13 protein-coding genes are annotated in these 17,242 nt (G+C 43.0%); 7 read left to right on the forward strand and 6 right to left on the reverse strand.

Features of this window, described 5'->3' with window-relative positions; all coding sequences use genetic code 11:
- Positions 1 to 93: 93 nt before the first annotated feature.
- Positions 94 to 1,404 (reverse strand): hypothetical protein, encoded by a 1,311-nt coding sequence (locus AAFP11_RS00400; RefSeq protein ID WP_341735220.1) that lies wholly within the window; start codon positions 1,402 to 1,404, stop codon positions 94 to 96.
- A 403-nt stretch (positions 1,405 to 1,807) separates the two neighbouring features.
- Between AAFP11_RS00400 and AAFP11_RS00405 the strand changes: the two genes are divergently transcribed.
- From AAFP11_RS00405 to AAFP11_RS00430, 6 genes are all read left to right on the forward strand, one after another.
- Positions 1,808 to 2,329, forward strand: a complete 522-nt coding sequence (locus AAFP11_RS00405) for a photosystem I assembly protein Ycf3 (RefSeq protein WP_341735221.1) — start codon at positions 1,808 to 1,810, stop codon at positions 2,327 to 2,329.
- Positions 2,330 to 2,481: 152 nt separating this feature from the next.
- Positions 2,482 to 2,763, forward strand: coding sequence for an Asp-tRNA(Asn)/Glu-tRNA(Gln) amidotransferase subunit GatC (gene gatC, locus AAFP11_RS00410; protein WP_341735222.1), 282 nt, complete (start codon positions 2,482 to 2,484; stop codon positions 2,761 to 2,763).
- 166 nt (positions 2,764 to 2,929) lie between these two features.
- Positions 2,930 to 4,441, forward strand: a complete 1,512-nt coding sequence (locus AAFP11_RS00415; RefSeq protein ID WP_341735223.1) for a serine/threonine-protein kinase — start codon at positions 2,930 to 2,932, stop codon at positions 4,439 to 4,441.
- A 408-nt stretch (positions 4,442 to 4,849) separates the two neighbouring features.
- Positions 4,850 to 5,095 (forward strand): hypothetical protein, encoded by a 246-nt coding sequence (locus AAFP11_RS00420; protein ID WP_325315589.1) that lies wholly within the window; start codon positions 4,850 to 4,852, stop codon positions 5,093 to 5,095.
- A 139-nt stretch (positions 5,096 to 5,234) separates the two neighbouring features.
- A complete protein-coding gene (locus AAFP11_RS00425) occupies positions 5,235 to 5,375 on the forward strand; it encodes a DUF559 domain-containing protein (RefSeq protein WP_341735224.1) in 141 nt (46 codons plus the stop codon).
- 16 nt (positions 5,376 to 5,391) lie between these two features.
- Positions 5,392 to 5,577 carry a DUF559 domain-containing protein gene (locus AAFP11_RS00430; protein ID WP_341735225.1) on the forward strand — a complete coding sequence of 62 codons (186 nt, stop codon included), beginning with the start codon at positions 5,392 to 5,394 and terminating at the stop codon, positions 5,575 to 5,577.
- Positions 5,578 to 5,794: 217 nt separating this feature from the next.
- Here the strand turns inward: AAFP11_RS00430 and AAFP11_RS00435 are convergent, their stop codons facing one another.
- On the reverse strand, positions 5,795 to 5,944 hold the full coding sequence (locus AAFP11_RS00435; RefSeq protein ID WP_341735226.1) for a hypothetical protein: 150 nt from the start codon (positions 5,942 to 5,944) through the stop codon (positions 5,795 to 5,797).
- On the opposite strand from AAFP11_RS00435, the gene AAFP11_RS00440 reads away from it, so the two are divergent.
- Positions 5,930 to 7,150, forward strand: a complete 1,221-nt coding sequence (locus AAFP11_RS00440) for a protein kinase (RefSeq protein WP_341735390.1) — start codon at positions 5,930 to 5,932, stop codon at positions 7,148 to 7,150. The genes AAFP11_RS00435 and AAFP11_RS00440 overlap by 15 nt on opposite strands.
- A gap of 106 nt (positions 7,151 to 7,256) precedes the next feature.
- Here the strand turns inward: AAFP11_RS00440 and AAFP11_RS00445 are convergent, their stop codons facing one another.
- The 4 genes from AAFP11_RS00445 to AAFP11_RS00460 form a co-directional block, all read right to left on the reverse strand.
- Complete coding sequence (locus tag AAFP11_RS00445) at positions 7,257 to 8,537, reverse strand: glycosyltransferase family 4 protein (RefSeq protein ID WP_341735227.1); 1,281 nt, start codon at positions 8,535 to 8,537, stop codon at positions 7,257 to 7,259.
- Positions 8,538 to 8,645: 108 nt separating this feature from the next.
- Positions 8,646 to 10,304: a class I SAM-dependent methyltransferase gene (locus AAFP11_RS00450; protein ID WP_341735228.1), complete on the reverse strand. Its 1,659-nt coding sequence runs from the start codon at positions 10,302 to 10,304 to the stop codon at positions 8,646 to 8,648.
- A gap of 27 nt (positions 10,305 to 10,331) precedes the next feature.
- Entirely contained in the window at positions 10,332 to 15,635 is a 5,304-nt protein-coding gene (locus AAFP11_RS00455; RefSeq protein WP_341735229.1) for a glycosyltransferase, read from the reverse strand.
- Positions 15,636 to 15,689: 54 nt separating this feature from the next.
- Positions 15,690 to 17,231 (reverse strand): methyltransferase, encoded by a 1,542-nt coding sequence (locus tag AAFP11_RS00460; protein ID WP_341735230.1) that lies wholly within the window; start codon positions 17,229 to 17,231, stop codon positions 15,690 to 15,692.
- Positions 17,232 to 17,242: the final 11 nt, after the last annotated feature.

A 17,242-nucleotide genomic window follows, 5' to 3' on the forward strand; every position in this document is an offset into this window, starting at 1 on the left:
CCACCTCCGTGGACTAACTAACAAAAAAATTGGATAGTTTGCGTAGTGTTGGTAAAAAATCTCGGCTTCTCTTCGCCCAGGCTACTTGATTGATTACAAATTTTCCGATCGCCCAATCCGCTTTTGCCACTCCGCATCTATCTTAGCTGACTGTTCTAGTTCTTGCGCTGTTAATTCGGTTTCTGTGGTATAAGCTAAATCTTGTCCATTCAAAATGTTTTCTGCTGCAAATTCGCTGGCATAGGCAAGTTTTTTTTGTAAGTTAGCATCGGGTTGATTTAATAACATTGCTCGCTGCTGCCGCTCTTGATTGCGGGCTGCGATGCTGCTATTTTTCCACTGAATCCAGAAGTAGCGAATTAGGGGAATTGTCAGAAATCCGACACCGTAAATCAGCAGCATTGGATAAATAGTGGCTACTAAACTGAGCAATCCACTGCCGATCGCACTTTTAGTCAATAAACTTCCCAAAAATAGGGCACCACCCAAATTAACCACTCCCAAACCCGCAGCCAGCATGATTTGTCCAGAACTAGCGTGGCTGAAACGCCACAACATTTCTCGCAAATAAGCTGCTACTGGTTCAGAATTTCTCTCAGTCGCGGTGGTTTGCAATTGCGGGAAATGATAGACTATTTGCCCTTCGGGACTGACTTCGGGACGGCCGTCAAAACGGGCTAGGGCTGGTAACATATACTCTTCGTATTCAAAGGCGTATCCCTGTCCGAGGTTGTCGAGATAGGGCGCAATTTGTTCGGCTGCGATCGCACCTTGGTTGTTGCGAATTACGGTGGCAATACTGCTCCACTTACGATCTTCTAAATTATAATTGGGATTGCCATCTCCAAATAGAAAGGAGAAAACTGATTCTAGAAAACTCATTTCGGGTTTTTGGCTGGTTAAGCGCGATCGCCTTTGGTAGTAAGGTTCGTCTTGATTCCAGTAAAATAGCCAAATTAAGTCGTTCGAGAAGTAGGGAAAGAAGGAAAAGCCACCGCCGCTGTTGCCCCCTCCGCCTCCACCTCCATCATTGTTGTCGTTATTGCTCAAAACCGAAATTGCGACGAATATCGCCACAAATATTAAGATGATAGAAGCTACTAAAACTATGCCAAAAGATATCCGAATCAGGTAAAATAGAACCCGCCAAATTTTTTGCCACCATTCCTCTAACTGCAACCGTAAAAATTTGTTGCGTAAAATATCTTGAAAGTTTTTGGGAAATAGGTAAGCAATATCGCCGGATTCTGCTACTTGCAGGTGGCCACCTGCTTCCGAGGCTAGGGTTAAGAGTTCTCGTTCGGCAAAATTGACATCTAGTCCAGCTTTTGCCGCCACGTCTCCAACCGTAACGCGGTAGCCAAGTTCTGTGACGGCTTGCATAACCTTGGGATTTGGGGCCATGTCTTTCTCTTTGTGAAAATTACCCGGTTATTTTCAATTATAGGTTGCCAGCCTTCAAACTGGTTTATACCAGGAGAATTCAGGCTGTTTGGAGGCTGACCTTGACTTTGGTGCAAAATGTTGGTAGTGTTTGGGCGCATGAGTTTTGAGTAGTATCAAACATTAGTTGAACCTAGAAAAGTTAATAAAAGTTTAAATAAGTCTAAAAAATAGGTTTTTTGCAATTTTTGCAAGAGTTATTTAAAATAGATAGGACTTCCCCGTGTTTTCAGGTTTACAGTTGAGTCTCAAAAGTCTTTTGAGACTCATCGGTGCTAATATAAACCAAAATAGTGCCACAACTCTTAATAGGAAAACTTTACCGACTAATTTTTCCGATTAGTCATCAACCAAACAATCACATATGCCAAGAACTCAACGCAACGATAACTTTATTGACAAAAGTTTCACGGTAATGGCTGATATCATCCTCAAGATTATGCCAGCCAAGAAGCAGGCGAAGGAAGCTTTTGCTTATTACCGAGATGGTATGTCGGCTCAATCTGATGGCGAATACGCTGAAGCTTTGGACAATTATCAGGAAGCGCTGAAGCTGGAAGAAGATCCTTACGATCGCAGTTATGTTTTGTACAATATGGGGCTGATCCATACCAGCAACGGGGAACACGACAAAGCTTTGGAGTATTACAGCCAAGCTCTAGAACTCAATCCCAGAATGCCCCAAGCCCTAAATAATATTGCTGTGATTTATCACTATCAAGGGGAAAAAGAAAAGGAAGCTGGGAATCTGGAAGCGGCGGAAGGGCTGTTTGATAAAGCAGCCGATTATTGGAAGGAAGCTATTCGCTTAGCACCGAACAATTACATTGAAGTGCAAAATTGGCTAAAAATCACAGGTCGATCGCAGATTGATGTGTATTTTTAACTATGATTGGGCATAGGGCATAGGGCATCGGGCCTTGGTAATTGCTAATAGTTAGTAGTTAGTAATTTTGCTAATAACAACAAATAATCAATGCCCTATGCCCTATGCCCTATGCCCTATGCCCTATGACCAATTCCCAATTCCCAAATTTTATGATTGATAAAGAAGAAGTTCGGAAAGTAGCAAAGTTAGCGAGATTGGAATTAACTCCTGAAGAAGAGGAGCAGTTTACTGGTCAACTCAACGGTATTTTGGATTATTTCGAGCAGTTGAGCGAACTGGATACAAGTAAGGTAAAGCCGACAGCACGGGCGATCGATGTTAGTAATGTGATGCGATCGGACGATTTGCAACCTTTTGCCGATCGCGAAAGTATCTTAGCTGGATCTCCCGATCGCGATGGGGAGTTTTTCAAAGTACCTAAAATCATGTAGGGCTTAACAATCCCAAAACAGAAACCGGGTTTTTGCGACAATACTTAATTGCAGCCCAAAATTTCGGAAAAAACCCGGTTTCTCAACACCCCACGAAAGCCCTCAACCAAAATTCCCCCATCTCAGCTATAATCAAAACCATCCTCTTCATCCCCACAAACCCGCCATGAGGCACTGGTCCCCCGGACAACAACTGCACCAAGGCAAATACCTAATCGAAGAAATTCTCGGCGGTGGCGGATTCGGTGTCACCTACCGCGCCCAAAACCCCAAAGAAGGCAAAGTAGTCGCCATCAAAACCCTAAACGCCAACGTTCAAGGTAAACCCAACTTTCGCGAATACCAAACCAAATTTGTCAACGAAGCCTTATCTTTAGCCCGATGCAGCCATCCCCACGTCGTCCAAGTTTACGAAGTGTTTCCCGAAATGGCAGGAAATATCGAATTGTGGTGCATGGTGATGGAATTAATCGACGGCACTAATTTAGCAGAATATCTCGAAGATAACGGCATTTTGTCCGAAGCCAAAGCTTTGCCAATGATTCAACAAGTGGGCAGCGCCCTGAGTTTTGTGCACCAGCAAGGATTTACTCACCTTGATGTTAAACCGCAAAATATTATGTTAAGAACCCCCCCCAGCCCCCCCTTGGTAAGGGGGGGAGTAAGAGAAAATACGGCATTTTCTTCTCTTAGTAAGGGGGGAGAAATCTCTTCTTCCCCCCTTAGTAAGGGGGGAGAAATCTCTTCTTCCCCCCTTAGTAAGGGGGGAGAAATCTCTTCTTCCCCCCTTAGTAAGGGGGGCCAGGGGGGTGCAGTTTTGATTGATTTCGGCTTGGCGCGGCAGGTAACAGCGCCGGGGAAATTGAGGACAAATAGCAATTCTGGTACTGAGTGTTACGCACCGATTGAGTTATTAGAAAAACGCGCCGAACTTGGCGCTTATACTGATGTTTATTCCCTCGCAGCAACGCTTTATGTGATGTTGACTGGTGAGTTGCCGTTTCCGTCGCAATTCAGGAAGCAAAATATTCCTTTAACTCCGCCAAAGCAATTTAATTCTGAGATTAGCGACAGGGTGAATGCGGCGATTATCAAAGGGATGGAGTTGGAACCGCAAAATCGCCCGCAGTCGGTGCAGGAATGGTTGGATTTGCTGATACCAAAACCAGTGGCGGCTGAGACTACGCGGGTGATTTCAGCCGTGGGGATGGATTATATAAACTTGCGAAATTTATTGGCTGTTAAAAAGTGGAAAGAAGCCAATGAGGAAACGGCGAGAGTGATGCTGAAGGTGGCGGGTAGGGAGGAAGAAGGATGGCTGGATACGAAAAGTATTGATAAATTTCCCTGCGAGGACTTGCGAACCATTGACCAACTTTGGGTAAAATACAGCGATGGGCGCTTCGGCTTTAGCGTGCAGAAGCGCATCTATCAAAGTTTGGGGGGAACTAGGAAATATGATGGTAAAGTATGGGAAGCGTTTGGCGACAAGGTAGGTTGGAAAAAAAATAACTCATGGCTGTACTACAACGACCTCACTTTTTCAGAGAAAGCACCAGAAGCTCACCTCCCGGGGGCTGTGGGGTTTCGGCAGGATAATGGGGGTTTTTGGGTGGGGGGGTGTGCGTTGTGGGTTGGGGTGGAACTCTTCTCTCGCGTCGAGACTTGTAAAGTGTAACATCTAAGCGTTTCAGGATTTCATAAAGATTTATAATAAAGCCCAAAACCACGAAGCCTTGCCTAGTCTACATTTGCGACGGGGTTGTCGGGACATAACGAGCAAATAATCAAAGTAAAATCAATCCCAGAAACCGGGTTTCTGCGATAATTTATGTATCATCACCCAGATTCAGGAAGAAACCCGGTTTCTACCTCCCCACCAACAGCTTCCAAGAATCGAAGCAAAGCCAAGAATACTTACAGGAATTATGCACTACGTCCAAAGAAACCGGGTTTTTATTGAATCTGTGACGGGAACGATATATTGTTGTAAAAAACCCGGTTTCTGAACCCCCATGCGTTCTGGACTATAGCTGTTCATGTTATGATATATTGAAAAAGCAGATTTTTACTGAGAGGTGAATCGATGCCAACATTAACATTCACATTAACCGATGAGCAAGTAATTGAATTAGCTCAAGAATTACCCGATCGCAAAAAACACGAATTATTAAAACTATTGCTAATGCAGCCTTGGGAATCTTGGGCAAAGTTAACCCATGATGGCCCAGAAAAAGCGCGACAGGCTGCTGCACAAAGGGGAAAAGACTGGGATGGAATGACAGAGGATGAACGGGAAGAATTCATTGATGAATTATTGCATGAGGACTAACTCTTACTCCCCCCCCTTAGCAAGGGGGGGCTGGGGGGGGTTAAAATACCAGCAACCAACAATAAAATCCTATATAACAATGACAAAACTCTACAACAGAAGCTCTGAGAAATTTAAGCGACAGAAGCTTCGCGCAGAAATGACAGAAGCAGAAAAGCAGCTATGGAAACGTATCAGAAACAGACAGCTTGAAAATTGTAAATTTCGCAGACAATATAGTGTAGCAGCATTTGTGCTAGATTTCTATTCACCAGAAATCAAGTTAGCACGCTTAAGTTGATGGTGACAGCCATTTTGTGGATGGCGCTGTAGAATATGATGCAGAAAGGCAAGAGTTTATTGAGTCGGCAAGAATTCATTTTTTGAGGTTTACTAATGATGATGTTTATCATAATTTGGATGGGGTTTTAGAGGTGATTGTGGAGGGGATTAAATCGTTGAGAACATCGGGTGTTTTACCCCCCCCAGCCCCCCCTTGGTAAGGGGGGGAGTAAGAGTTAGCCCTTTGTTAAGGGGGGAGCAAGAGTTAGGAGGGTAGATTAAATTACATCGTTTATTGCATCAACTCTTTTACCCCCCCCCAGCCCCCCCTTGGTAAGGGGGGGAGCAAGAGTTAGTCCTTTGTTAAGGGTGCGGAGCAAGAGTTTCGAGCATCCAAATCCAAAATTGAATAATCCAAAATCTATAATCTATATGAGTTCAAAAGTTACCCTCACCATCACCGCAGGTAATCTCAAAGGCCAATAATTTATCTTTGACACCCGCACTACTTGCATTATTGGCCGCGCTAAAGATTGCTACCCCAAGATTCCCGATGACGACAAACACCGCACCATTTCCCGCTATCATTGTTTGCTAGATATCAATCCTCCCGATATCCGCATCCGCGATTTTGGTAGCAAGAATGGTACTTTTGTTAATGGCAAAAAAATTGGTCAGCGAGAAGCTCATCAATCTCCTGAAGAGGCGGCTCAAATTCAATTTCCAGAGTATGATTTGGGGGAGGGAGATGAATTTACACTCAGCGATACTTCTTTTCGAGTTGCTGTTGCCCTTGACCCGGAAAATGCCAAAACAGCCCAACAACAATCACCCCCTACTATTCCCTCAAATCAAGAGAATCTGTGGGAAATGCTCAAAGCTTTTTTGTTGAAAGCTGTGGGCGGTCAAAATAATATTGGAGTTCTCGGTGATTATGTTTTGCTGAAGGAGTTGGGTAGGGGAGGTTTTAGTTTAGTTTATTTGGCGCGACACCAACAAACTAATGAAGAAGTTGCGCTGAAGGTGATGTTACCAAAAGTAGCTGCGAATCAGCGGGCGGTTAATTGGTTCATGCGGGAAATTGAAAATACGAAATCTTTAAAACATCCTCATGTGGTAGGATTAAAAGAGTCTGGTTATGCTGATGACACTTTCTTTTTTACTATGGAATACTGCGAGGGTGGCAGTGTTGTCGATCTGATGGTAAAACGCGGTGTCAGCACTTTGCCGATCGCGGAATCTGTAGCTATTATTGTACAAGTCTTAGATGGTTTGACTTATACGCACAATGCGGAAATTCCGAATGTCAGATTGGCTGATGGTAGTTTTGCGAAAGGACGGGGTTTGATTCACCGGGATTTGAAGCCGGGGAATATTTTTCTGGCGAATATTGGCGGGAAACAAGTTGCTAAGATTGGGGATTATGGGTTAGCAAAGGCTTTTGATCAAGCGGGTTTAAGTGGTCAAACTATGACGGGTTCTCAAGTGGGTACGCCGTATTTTATGCCGCGACAGCAAGTTCTTGATTATAAGTACGCGCAACCGGAGGTTGATGTGTGGGCTGCGGCGGCTTGTTTGTATGTGATGTTGACGGGATATTCGCCGCGCAATTTTGTGGGATTAGACCCGTTTCGGGCTGTGTTGGATAATGATGCGGTTCCTATTCGCGATCGCACTTCCTCGATCCCTCAACCGCTAGCTACCGTAATCGATCGCGCTTTAATCGACAATCCTGAAATTTATTACAAAAGTGCAGCAGATTTTAAACAAGCTCTATTAAACACTATATCATAAATTACTGATAATAATCCTTCCGATGTCAGTATTGTTAGCAATCCATAATTTGAAAAACCGTGGGTTCAACACTTAGTTCAAACCCAGGGTATGACATTACAAACGATTAAATTCTCACCGCAAAAGATGCTGCCAATTCCCGTTCCGGTTCCATACCAACCGTAGGTGGCATTGAACGATTTGCAACCTGCTCGATTAATCGTAGATGTTGCGGCAACATTTTAGCTAAACTGTAGCGTTCCAAGGCTGTTTCACGGGCTTTGACGCGAACTTCTGCCATGCGAGTAGGATGGTCTAAAACTTCATCAATGCGATCGGCTACTTGTTTTGGCGAGAAGTAATCGACTAACAAACCGTTTTCTCCATCGCGAATCACTTCTCTGACTGGCCCGGTGTCGGAACCGATGACTAAACATCCCGTTGATAGAGATTCAATCATTGACCAAGATAGCACAAAAGGTCTGGTTAAATAAACGTGTACATCCGATGCTTGAATGACTTTTAAATACAGTCCATAGGGTAGTGGCCCAACAAAGTGAACTCGCGACAAATCTAGCGGGACTTTTTTGAGCATATAGTCTTTGTAAGACTCACCATTAGGTAAAGAACGCCCGTAACAAACTCTGTCGGAACCAACAATTACGACGTGACAATTGGGGCGGCGTTCTTGTACATAGGCGATGGATTCAATAAACTCTGGAAATCCTCGGTAAGGTTCCATTCCTCGCGATACATAGGTGACAATTTCATCAACGCCGGACAAATCTAAGTTAGGCAAAACCAGTTTAGCACCGGGGTCTGGTTTGAAGTAGTCTGTATCTACGCCGTCGTGAAGTGTGGAGAGTTTTTGTTGTAATTCTGGCGGAAATTGCGATCGCTGCCAATAAGTGGGCGACAAGCCCCAATCGCAAGAGTATAAATCCACTAAAATCGGCGCATTCTTAATTCTAATTCTCGCCATATCGTCCACTGTTAAAGGTTCCGCGGGGTCGAAATCTGCGTCGGAACCGATCGAGTGATAAAACCACTCGAAGTAGCATAAAAGTGGCGTATTTGGAAAAGCTTCTTTGACAAACAATGTCGGCCCCCAACCGGAATGACCGCAGATAATATCCGGTACAAAACCATCGGCTTTGAGTTGTTCAGCCATTCTAAATACCGCTTGTCCGTAGATGACAGCACTTTCTAAGGGGCGAACGTATTGGTGAGTCTGGGCGTTGGGTTCTCGGCTGGGTGTAAATGCAGCTTTGCGAACACCGGGAATGTTCCATTCTGGCCGCTCGTTTTTAGTTCCAAAAACTATATCGTTTTTGGGGTCTGCGCCTAACGCCGTGATAATGTGGCGGTATTGGGCCGGAAAGTTGGGATGGAGAAATAATGCTTTCATTTTAGAAGGAAGAAGGAAGAAGGAAGAAGGAAGAAGGGAAACGGCATTGCCATTTCCGAATTTTTACATTAGTCCACGGAGGTGGACTTTGTTTGTATAGTCGCGGTTTCAACCGCCGGAACTTACTAATGGCGCTTTGCAGATCCAGACGCAATCGCGTGGTACTGAAGATGTATTTTTCAGGATGATTTCATAGTTTAAATGGTTGAGAAATTTTTCCATAATTGTATCAGTCATCACTGAAAATGCCGTACCATCTCTGCGTCCTAGCAAGTTTTTATCCCACTCGTTGGTGAATTTTTCCCAGCCTAATTCGCTGAGAATGTTCCCGTGGTGAAAGACGCAAATGCGATCGCCTCGCAGCAGTTTCGGAATGCGAGTTAGGTAGTTGAATATATCCACTGGTTCTACGTGCACCATTGTATCGTAACAAAAGCAGGCATCAGCCGATTCTGGGGCGATACCATCTAATGTTAAACCGTTAAGTTTTACATAGGAAACGCGATCGTCTCCCAAGCGCGATCGGGTTGCTTCCAGCATTTGACTAGAAATGTCAGCACAAATTAGTCGATCGCAATATTTTAGCAGCAACGAACTGGTTTTTCCGCCACCGATGCCAATTTCCAACACCCGATGTTCTTTTTTGATATAAGGCGCAATAAATTCCTGTTCTATCAAAGATTCATATTCTGATAGTGAATTAGCCGCACCGGCACCTTTTCCGATCCATTCATCGCCCAAATAAGCAAGTTCAGGATTATTCTCTTTCCATTCTTGGGCGTAGCTATCCCACGCTCTTTCGTAGTCTATTTTAGGCGGTGTTATTTCCATTGTTTTTGGTTTTTTATGTCTCAGAATACACAAACAAAAATCACTTGATAGTCCTCCCGGCATCTCCATTAAGATTTTTTCAATCTCAAGCAATAACTTGACTATCGTTTCACTCTTGGGATCTCCGTCGGAAAGTTGATAGTGATCTAACAAAGGGTAAAGTTCATGAAGTAACCCTCCCCCGGCCGGATTCAAAACTTCCACATCAAAGTAGAATTCTAAAAAGGGCAGTATCAGCTTTGACCGGACTGCTTCCGAAGGGTCTTTCGCGAACACTCTCTCAATACTTGGACTCGCAAATATTTCAGTTGTTCCCGACCTCAGCGTGTAGTGAAAACATTTGTAGATGCGATTAATCAAAGCCTCTTGATTTTGATTATATATATTGTAGCAATCTCCTATGTATTCATTGACAATAAAATATCCATCGGGTTTTAAACATTTGCGAACAATTGACAAACATCTTTCTAGTTCTCTGACGTGATGCAGGGAACCCGAACAAAAAACTAGATCGTATTTCTTACTATCATCAATGGTAAATATATTAAAGTCATCTTGATAAAAATTAATTTCTACTCCGGCTGCGGCTGCATCTTTTCTAGCAATCTCTAAAGAACTTTCGGAAAAATCAAAGGCATCAATTTGAGTAGCCAATCCTAATTTAGCCATTAAAATCTCGTGATTCCCGACACCGCAACCAATAGACAACAGGCGCTCGAACCGTTGTTTTTTGAAAAATTTATTAGCTAACCAGCTTAACCAATAACCATTACCCTTAGCACCTGAAAGTCTATGGTTGATAGCAGCTTCAATAATCGGATTAGATAACCAGTAACCTTGCTTTCCAATGGCAGCAGTGGGGTTAGTCTCCCAATAATTTTTAGCCGTTAATCCCTCGGAGGTGTTATCTTCTATAGGTCGGGAATTTGACTGCATACTTTTTCACCCTTTAATTTTCAACTGTTACTTTTTAGTAAAATAGGCTTCTCGAAAAATCTGACCGTAATCTTGAGTCATTTCTTCAAAAGTATTCAATGACTTTAACACATATTTAGCATTTTCTGCTAACCGCTGACGCCAAGATTTATCCTCCAACAAAGTATGCAATGAGGCCGCTAGTTCTTCTGGGCGATCGGGGGTGTAAAATAAACCGTTAATTCCCGGTCTAACTTGTTCTTTAATCCCAAAAACCGGCGTTGTAATAATTGGTAAATCCCACGCCATCGCCTCTAGAATCACCCTGGGAAAACTTTCAATCCGAGAAGTACAAACAAAAATATCGGCGGCCTGGTAATATTTTCCCGTCTCCGAAGTTTCGGGGACAATAGTCACCCTTTGCCGTAATTTTTGTGGCAACTCACCAACCAATTCGGCTAATTTGTTGCTGTAAATACTAGGGCGATCGCCCACAATAAAACACCTAATTTTGTCGTGCCATTCTTCCGCCACCAGCGCCAGCGCCTTGACTAAATCCTGTTGACCTTTTCTTTCACATACTGTTCCCAGCACCAAAATTACCACATCTTCTGGCTCAACACCGAGACTCTTTCTCGCCAATTCAGGATTGTCCGAATTATCCAATCGACTCAAGTCTAAACCATTGTGAATGACTGTAAAATTGTGGTGGCTATTCAGAGGTAAATATCTATCTCGCGTTGCATCCGCCACAAAAATCACCTTGTAAGGAAACCGAAAACACTCTAAAGCTCGTGCCGCAATCTCTGAACCGAACCTGTTAAAATAAGTTTGCCAAGGTTCGCTTTCATGGACGTTCCAGACTGTCGGAATTCCGATTTGCTGCGCCGCATCAACTACAAAGAAATTTTCTAAAGTATTAGCATAAATCGCATCTACTTTGAGTTTCTTAATTTCTTGGCTAAAATTCTCGATCGCCTCATCATAAGCATCACGCTGGTAGATATGTTCCAGAGGATTATCATAAATAATTACCTCAATGCCCTGCTGTTCGTAAGTTTGACGTAGTGGCCCATCGGAAACACAAAAGATGATGGGCTTAATCACACCCAAAGCAGCCAACTTCACGGCGATTTCATATTGATGTAACGGCGCACCGGTGAAATCAAGGGAATTACTACACATCAACAATTTGACAGGCTTAACTCCGTCGAAGGGCTTTGTTTGTACCGCGAGCTCTTCGACTTCGCTCAGAGGCTTATATTCCTGCATAAAAAATCGGACTGGTTGAATCCGAAAATATTCATCTTCCAAAGACAAGTGAGGACTGTAACAACTATCTTTTTTACCCGCATACTTGCGTCGAAATGCCGCTACTTCTGTTGGATTGTCATTAAAACCCCTAGAAGCTCCCTCTTTGTGTAACAGTTCCGCATCGGGACAATATACGCAGCGATAGCCATTTTCTAACAATCGGTATCCGTAATCGGCATCATTGTAAGCAACAGCAAAATTAGCCTCATCAAAACCGCCCAATTCTAAGAACAATTGACGGGGAGTTAGCATACAAGCAGCAGTCACCGCCGAGTAATTTCGCGTCACCATCGCCTGAGAAAGATAGCCTCGATTATCGCTACTCATCAACTTAAAAGCGTGACCAGCTAAACCATGATGGAGTCCATGAATTATGCCCGCGTGCTGAACTCTATTATCGGGATATAACAGTCTCGCGCCGACAGCACCCACCTTCGCAATTTGTGCGTATCCCACCATCTGACTCAGCCAGCGCGGGTTTATTATCTCAGTATCATTGTTCAAAAACAAGACATATTGGCTGTCACATTGTTCGACAGCGCGGTTGTTAATTGCTGCATAACTAAACTTTCCTTGCTCATTTTTGATTTGTAAAACTTGGTGTTTTAACTTTTTGAAATATTCGATGGCTTTGGGGTCATCGCTTTCGTTATCGATGACGAGAATTTGATAATTTTTGTAAGTGGTAGCCTCCAGAGAATCCAGACAGGATTTAAGCAATTCTTGCTGATTTTTAGTGGGAATAATAATTGTCACCGACGACCCGGTATCGGGGAAGTTTTGAGCGAAGATTCCCAAATTTTCTTTGATTGCCCAGGTGTGCTGAGCAACTTCTCCTTGGATTTGTTGGCGGTTTAATGCGTCTTGAATTGCTTTTTGACCTGCTAAAAAACTGGCTGGTTTCGCGGCTCCAGATATGGCGGTAGAGCCTGGGGCGGTGCGCCAGTGATATAATACCAGTGGCAGATGGGCGACGTGGCGAGAAATTTCCGTTGCTCTCAAGGCAAAATCGTAATCTTGGGAGCCTTCAAAACCTAATCGCATACCCCCTACTTGTTCAACAATCTGCTTTCTGACGGCGCACAAATGACCTAGATACATATAGGAAAGTAGCAATTCTGGCGACCATTCGGGTTTGAATTGTGGCGAAAATCGGCTGCCTTTGGTGTCAATTTTATCGTCGTCGGAGTAGAGAAAATCCGTGGTGGGATTGGTGGCAAAATATAAGGCAACTTCTCCTAATGCGTCGAGAGTTAGTTCGTCGTCGTTGTCCAAAAATACGATGATTTCACCTGTGGCGATGGCTAGGGCGCTGTTGGTGGCGGCGCTGATGTTGCCGTTTTCTTGCCGAAAGGTAAGCTGAATTCGAGTGTCTTTTGTTGCCCAGTTTTTTAAAGTTTCAATGACTGTTAAATCGGTGCTGCAATCGTCGGCAATACAAAGTTCCCAGTTTTGATAAACTTGATTGCACACGCTGCCGATCGCACTTGACAGAAATTCTACTTCCGGGTTGTAAACTGGCATTACCACCGAAATTTTTGGCAGTGGCACCTGACAAGATTCTAAACGAGAAATCAAGTAACTGCGCGATCGCTCATTCCACTGATTCACCGATAGCCAAGCATCATACCTATCAATGGGTTGCGGCACAACAAAACCCGCAGGTGGTAGCAATTCCCCTGGCGCAATAAACTGTTGTTGCTGGCTATAAATCTTGGCAAACTGACGCACCACAGACAGTATTTCCCAAGGCATCGGTATAATTCTACCGAGACGTTGTTTTCTTTCCTTCGCCCGTTGCCGAATTGCCTCTATAAACCTCGACAATTCCTCAAATTTATCAGCACTTCTGCGCCAGATATCATAAGGTTGAACCTTCAATATTTGCGACGCTTGAAAAGATAAAATTTCTCCAGTTTCTAACTCTGCGTCTAAAGAAACCAGCCATTCTCCCACCGGCACATTCACCAGGGCTTCAAACCCACTTTCCGAACTATTCACCCATTCGGGAAACACTTCACCGACATCCTTTCGTCGCAAACCATAGGCGCATTCTACAGAAGTATCACCACAGACAAGGGTTAATTTAACAATTTTGCGATCGTGGTGACAACACCAACCGGCAAACAAAACCTGACCAGGCCGCTGTTCCCAAACTATGGGCGTATCAAAGGATGCTTGAATTGTGGACACAAACAGCGGATAAACTGACAAAAGATGCCATTTACCCTTAGCATCTTGCACTTCCAACAGCACTTCGTGCCGTCCCGGTGGGGCGGATAATTCAATCCTAAAACCTGAATTTTTAGCGGCACTAATATTAGAGTGAGCTTCCGCTACATCACTTCTTTCTATGCCACAAAAACCTGTAAAAATTGTGTTTTTAATTTTAGCTCGCACAGATTTAATGCTAAATTGACTGTGAAAAGCCCAGCCACTGATTACTAAATCTGAATCGTAAATATGCAAATTGTTTGCACCGTCTATCGAAAAAATAAATCTCGGAAAAAAATCGCGAACTTGGCGTTTTATTTCTAAAATATTTTCTCCGATTCTCCACCAAAGAGAAGATTTTATCTGGGCAAGTTCCCGGTGAAGTGGTTCAATTTCTTGGCGCGATTTTTCGAGGTTAATGACCGAAGTTCTGAGGTTTTCCTGAATTTCTCTGGTTTCGGTTTCCAGTCGGAGGAACTTCGCTGCTTTCTTCTTTAACTCTAATTCTTTTTCTTCTATTTCTGCCTGTTTTTCTCCCAATTCTGATTCTAAAATTAGCACTTTTTCTAAGGCTATTTTAAATTTAGATTCTTGACCGGCTAACTGTACTTGAGTTTGCCCTAATTCTGTTTCCAATTCTAGGAGTTTGGCTAAAGCTTCTTGAAATTGCGATTCTTTGCCGGCTAATTGTACTTGAGTTTGCCCTAATTCTGTTTCCAATTCTAGGAGTTTGGCTAAAGCTTCTTGAAATTGCGATTCTTTGCCGGCTAATTGTACTTGAGTTTGCCCTAATTCTGTTTCCAACTTCAACAGCTTTTTTAAAGCGTCTTCAAATTGCGATTCTTTGCCAACTAATTGTACTTGAGTTTGCCCTAATTCTGTTTCTAATCCCAAGACTTTTGTCTGAGCTTTTTGAAATTCTTCTTGCCATTTTTTGACTTCAGATGTGCTGGTTTTTTGCTGTTTTTCCAGTAAGCTAATTTTTAGCCAATCTTGGAGTTGTCCCACAGCAGGTGTAGGTAAACTGATGATTGTATCTGGGGATAAGCTGGTCTTGCTGCTTAAATCTTGGGCCTGGGATTCTAAGATTTGATAAATTTCTACAGCTTCGGGAAAATAATGTTCTATCAGGCTATGTCTATGGCTGTTTTCGAGATCGTTGACTAATAGAGATTTGTCAAAATTGTCGGTGGGGATAGCACATAAATTAACCTTAAATTTTTGATTGACTTGATTGATGAAAAATTCGGGATGATTCCCGATCGGGTAAACGTTGGCTAGCAGACAGCGATCGGGAAAACGTTCGTAAAGTTCTAAAACTTGCTGATTGTAGTGAATCCACATTTTTACTGCCATTTCGGGATTGTTCAGCAAGCTGACATCGGTGCCACGACGGTACAGGGAATCGACTACTTCCCAGGGCGATCGATAAACGCAGATAAAATTAGCTTCGGGTAGCAGATTTAACCAAAAATTACTGAAAAGTGCTGTACGCGGGTCTTTCCAGCCCCAGTGTTTGTCTGTTTGTTGATTTTCGGCAATTAATTTTTGGGCGATTTCTACAAATTTGGCTGCTACGGGAATCGTTTTTTCCGAGGTGCAGCCGAGTTCATCTATGCCCTGCGATCGCAAAATACTTTTGTGAAACTCCACAAAATCCACATTCTCAAAATGACCCTTAATATTTCCATCGGCAGGCCCGACTAACTTTTTACCAATATCAACTCCGACTTTCTGAAACAAAGAAGCTGTCAAAGAAGTACCGGAACGGTGCATTCCAGTTACAATAAAAACCGAAGATTTGCTGTCATTATTTATATTCACGTTTTCTCTCCCTCGCCCTAATTCCCAAACCTATTAATTTTATTCTACCTTTGTTTACTCTCCGGCTAAGCCTAGGGCGCGCCTGACTTGAAACCAAGCCGATCTGAGTCTCCAAAATTTGCTGCTTTCCATTGCTAGAATCCGATTATGCGATCGCTCAAATTCTGCTTTGACATAATTTAGCGATTTTTCTGTTTCTTCTAACTGCCCTTTCACAGATAGTAAATGAACTTCTGTCAGCTCAAAAATCCTTTTAACCTCAACCAATTTAGCTTCAGTTTCTTGCAGCTTAGCTTCAGTTTGTTGTAACTTAGCTTCAGTTTCCTGCCCCAGGGTTTTAGTAGAAGTTAATTCATTTTTAGTTTGCTCTAATTCTATTTTAGCAGCAGCCAACTGAATTTCAACCAAGTTAATTTTGTGATGGGTAGAACTCAACAAAGACTGCGATAACTTCTGGCTGACCAGGGATTGAACTGTGCAATTTTCAACGATCAATTTCCCGCCACAGTTATTAATCAATTTCACAGTTAATACATCCTGCGCAGAAATAGTATCTTTCCCTAAATAACAGTTCCAGCCAGACTGCAAAATCGCATCTTTCTGAAAATGTTGCTCCAGATCCAGGCGGTCGTAAAAAGGCTCTGTTTTCTGGACAAGCTTACCATTTACCAACACTTGAACCTCATCAATTATCCCATCCTGATTGACATCTACAGCCCACCCTTCCAAATACAAACTACCCTTTTTGGTAAAAGTAGCAACATCAACATATCCCTCCGGGTGATGATTGAATTGCCAGTTATAAAAATCTTTAACCAGGTGATTTGTCACAATATACAAATCCTGAAATCTACATAGACCTTTTTCTATGCGATGCACAAATGCTTTGCCATCACTGACGCGATGCACAATTTCTCGGACAAACTTTTCAGTTACATAAGTTGTGCCGTATTCTTGCTTATTCAAGGACTCAATTTCGCTGTTGGGGCTGAACAAAAGACCTGTGGCTGGCATTTCTGTACCAGGTGCCCGCAAACACTCATCGTGAACGCTAAACATCAAAATGCCATTAGGATTCAACAAATTATACAAATTTTGCAACCAGCCACCAAAGGTTCTTTCTGGCATATGGCTGAAAAAAGAATTAGCGACAATGCAGTCAAACTTTTGGTCAATTAGATAATTTTCTGGATTTCCCGTAGAGACAATACCGTTAACACCGAAGTATTCTGTTTGAAACTTGACAGCCTGGGTAGAGATGTCAGACACCCAAACTCGTTCCGGTGGCATTTCCTGAATCAAAAAGCGGGTAAAGCGACCGTAACCGCAGGCGAAGTCGAGAAAAGATGGCACATTTTCAAAATCGCCAAAATGCCAATCTACAACTTGTTTAACTGTATCCATAATCCGACGACCGAGGGAATAATAGCGCACCAAAGCCCGATCGCTGTCATTTTTTACATTCCTCAGAGCAAACAAATACATTTCATCGTCTTCGCAAATATTCTGTTTAAAATGTTCGGGAAACTTAGCTTGCTCTCCAATTAATGCTTTAATAACAGAATTTTCCACCATATCTAGATTAATGTTGCTCATTATTTCCACAA

It is taken from the genome of Microcoleus sp. CAWBG640 (assembly GCF_020883015.1).
Lineage (GTDB): Bacteria > Cyanobacteriota > Cyanobacteriia > Cyanobacteriales > Microcoleaceae > Microcoleus > Microcoleus anatoxicus.